Origin of the sequence: Hydrotalea sp. (genome assembly GCF_049968455.1) — a bacterium.
Classification (GTDB): Bacteria; Bacteroidota; Bacteroidia; order Chitinophagales; family Chitinophagaceae; genus Hydrotalea.
Map to the genome: position 1 here is coordinate 2,024 of NZ_JBMFQT010000033.1, position 3,092 is coordinate 5,115.

Genomic DNA, 3,092 nt, shown 5'->3' on the forward strand with positions numbered 1-3,092 from the left:
GTGCAATTGCATTGGACCGGCATCTTGTTTAGTTTGCTGGGCCGTTTTTTGGTTAAAGGAGAGCGCAGAAGTTTTTGGGAAGACCGCCTGCACGACCAATGGGTAGCGCGTTGGGTAGCCCGCCATCAACCGTGCATTTTCATTGGGTATGAAAAAAGTGCTTTTAAAAGTTTTGGGGCCGTGCAACAATATGGAGGCTATTGCATTTTAGATTTAGCGCAAGTGCATCCCCGTTATATTGCGCAATTGCGGCAACAGTATCCATTTTTTGCAGCCATTACAGGTTCGCCATCCCTATTTCAAAAAGTGTGCAACATAAAGTTGGCAGAATACGAACGGGCAGCCCAAATATGGGTGCTATCCGGTTTTGCACAAAATACCCTAGTACAAGCCGGAATATCCCCCCACAAAATCCGGTGTATGCACCTGGGGGCCGATCGCCAAATTTTTAAACCACGCAATCAATATCCGGTAAGGGCCGTGTTGGAACTCATTTTTGCCGGCACCGTTACGGAGCGCAAAGGCATTTTGTTGTTGTTGCAACTCATGGAAAGACTACGCGATGCCCCGGTACGTTTAACCCTGGTGGGACCTTTAGGTGGAAATATTCAGTTGAAACAATTGCAACAGGCAAACATTCGATACATGGCTTATGCTTCTCAGGAACTGATGAACCAATACTTTCAGGAAGCCGATGTATTTGTGTTTCCCAGTTATTTAGATAGTTGGGCCATGGTAGTGATAGAAGCCATGCAAACCGGTTTGCCGGTGTTGGTGAGTGAAGCCACGGGTGCCAAAGATGCCGTATCAACAGGAGGCGGATGGGTGCTGCCCGTAGATGAGCTTGATAGTTGGGAAGCCGCCATACGAAAATTATTGGCCGAAAGACATAGGATTCAAGAAATGGGCCAACAAGCGGCAACCATTGCTGCCCAATATACCTGGCAGCAATACCACCAATCTGTTCAGGCCGCTATTGCTGAGATAACCAAAAATTAATATAAGTATTACTTATTTATTATTTATATTGTTTTATAATATTTCAAACCCTGCCCCCTTATGTGCCGAATTGCCGGACTGATTCATCGCTACCAAACACCTTCAGAGGCTGATATGATTCGTATGCGGGATGCCATGCAGCGGGGTGGGCCTGACGATGCAGGTATTTATGTGAACGATACCCATCATATCGCCTTAGGGCATCGGCGCTTATCGTTGTTAGACTTATCTCCGGCCGGCCATCAGCCCATGCACAGTGCCGATGGCAGAGTGGTATTGGTGTTCAATGGCGAAATTTATAATTTCCGGGAATTGCGCTCCACCTTACAAACCATGGGGTATGCCTTTCATACCGGTACGGATACGGAAGTGATTCTCTATGCCTACCTGGCCTGGGGCAACGACTGCTGGGCCAAACTGGAAGGTATGTTTGCGCTGGCTATTGTTGATTTCAATATCCAAAACCTGGTATTGGTGCGCGACCATGCCGGGATAAAACCGCTGTATTACAGCATTTCGGAAGAACAACTGGTATTCGCCTCTGAAATAAGGGCCTTCAAAGCCTTGCAACCCCATTGGCCGGAGAATACCGATTGGCGCAAATATTTCTATTATTCGGTCACCTGCCCGAGCCGGTGACTACCTTACACAACGTAATACCCTTGGCGAAAGGTAGTTATTTCACTTATCATTGGCCCTCTGCTACACAAACCACCCAACGTTACCATACCCGCTATTATTTATACACCCAATACAACCGCGAAGCAGCCGTAGCGGAAGTACGCAGTGCCGTAACCCGTGCAGTGGAGCAGCACTTAGTGGCCGATGCACCCGTGGGCTTATTTTTAAGCGGCGGCATTGATTCCAGCATTTTAACCCTGTTGGCACAACCGGTATTGCAAGAGCGTTTAAAAACCCTTTCCATTGTATTTGATGAAACCGCTTTTTCTGAAAAGCAATACCAGGATATCATCATACAGAAAACGGGTGCCCATCACCAGTCGTTTGTGATTACCCAACATGATTTTCAGGAAAGTCTCCCCGATATTTTACAGGCCATGGACCAGCCCAGTACCGATGGCATTAATGCCTATTTCATTAGCAAAAAAGCCAAAGAATATGGGTTAACGGCCGTATTGAGTGGCATTGGCGCCGATGAATTATTTGGCGGTTATCCCTCCTTTCATCGCAGTAATATGATGGATGCTGCTTTGCATACCCCCAAATGGATGTTGGCCTTAACCGGTCTGTTGGGCAAGGGAAGGTTTAAACGCTTTGCTTTTTTGCAGTTTAAGTCGGTATTGGGGTATTATTTATTCAATCGGGGATTTTTTATTCCGGCACAGGTAGCGCAGTTATTAGATTGTACCGAGCAGGAGGTATTGGATTGTATTCATCGCTTTACGGTACCGCCCTTTACCCAATATTTAGAAGATGGGGAAAAAGTGAGCTATGCCGAAACCAATTGGTACATGCAGAATCAGTTGTTGAAAGACACCGACTATATGAGCATGTGGCATAGTGTAGAAGTGCGGGTACCCTTTTTAGACAAGCAATTAATGGACTTGGTGTATAGTATTGCACCGGAGATCAGGTATAGCCGGCAACAAATCAAAGCCTTGTTGATAGATGCATTTAAGGAGGTATTGCCACAAGCCGTTTGGGATAGGCCGAAGCAGGGGTTTGTATTTCCGTTTGGCGACTGGATGGCACAAATGTCCCTGCAGTATGGTGATACCACGCTGAAAGCCATGCAGCAACAGTTAATGCGGCATCGCCTGCACTGGAGTCATTTTTGGGCGTACTATTTGGCCAGTCCTGCTGTAATGGCCAAACCATTTTAAGGAGAACAGCCAGATAGGGCTAGAGTCTTTGCTGAACAATGGTTGAACTGTCCCGCAGCATTGATCAACATTTCCTGCTGCTATCGGTGGGTTTACCACCAACCGAAATGGAAAGTAGTTAGGTTGGTTGGTGGGGACACTCACCACTAAGAAAGCCCAACCGCTCGGGTGCGTCCATCGGCCTCATCCGGTTGCCGTTAAGAAAATGGCGATGGAGGGCGTTAGCGGGAACGGATGTTACCCAAGTTT

General features: G+C 47.1%; 3 protein-coding genes. All 3 read left to right on the plus strand.

From position 1 onward, the window contains the following. The coding region (locus ACP5P5_RS13285; RefSeq protein ID WP_428286598.1) for a glycosyltransferase family 4 protein at positions 1-999 on the plus strand (999 nt) is incomplete at its 5' end. 60 nt (positions 1,000-1,059) lie between these two features. After that, positions 1,060-1,638 (plus strand): asparagine synthetase B family protein, encoded by a 579-nt coding sequence (locus ACP5P5_RS13290; RefSeq protein ID WP_428286599.1) that lies wholly within the window; start codon positions 1,060-1,062, stop codon positions 1,636-1,638. A 23-nt stretch (positions 1,639-1,661) separates the two neighbouring features. Beyond that, positions 1,662-2,843 (plus strand): asparagine synthetase B family protein, encoded by a 1,182-nt coding sequence (locus ACP5P5_RS13295; RefSeq protein ID WP_428286600.1) that lies wholly within the window; start codon positions 1,662-1,664, stop codon positions 2,841-2,843. Positions 2,844-3,092: the final 249 nt, after the last annotated feature.

Bases quoted from the DNA above. Each gene is read 5' to 3' on its own strand.
- ACP5P5_RS13290 (WP_428286599.1), top strand. From the start codon at position 1,060: ATGTGCCGAATTGCCGGACTGATTCATCGCTACCAAACACCTTCAGAG.